The following is a 266-nucleotide window of genomic DNA, read 5'->3' as shown; positions in this document are numbered from 1 at the left end:
GTGCAGGGGGCGAGGGAGTCGAGGCCCTGGGGCTTGGCCGCGGTGCGGCCGATGGCGGTGGCGATCCGGTTGATGGTCGCGACGCGCTTGTCCTTGAGGGGGCCGACGATGGCGTTCTGGGCGAAGTTGGGGCCGCCCTGGCCGACGGTGTCGACGAGGCGCTTGTTGGCTTCGGCGATCTGGGTGTTGAGGAGGGCGAGGTTGCGGTCGACCTCGGCCTTCGCGGAGGCGGGGATGGCGGGCAGGCTCGGCGCGACGGCCGGGCA

The 266-nt window shown here is 72.9% G+C and carries 1 pseudogene; it reads right to left on the bottom strand.

The annotated features are described in order from the left end of the window. Positions 1-266, bottom strand: a pseudogene (locus KUF83_RS01050) (hypothetical protein); the annotation flags it as partial.

The organism is Streptomyces sp. BV286 (genome assembly GCF_019090165.1).
GTDB lineage: Bacteria > Actinomycetota > Actinomycetes > Streptomycetales > Streptomycetaceae > Streptomyces.
Note: the sequence above shows the minus strand (reverse complement) of the source record. Positions and strands in the feature narration are given on the sequence as shown.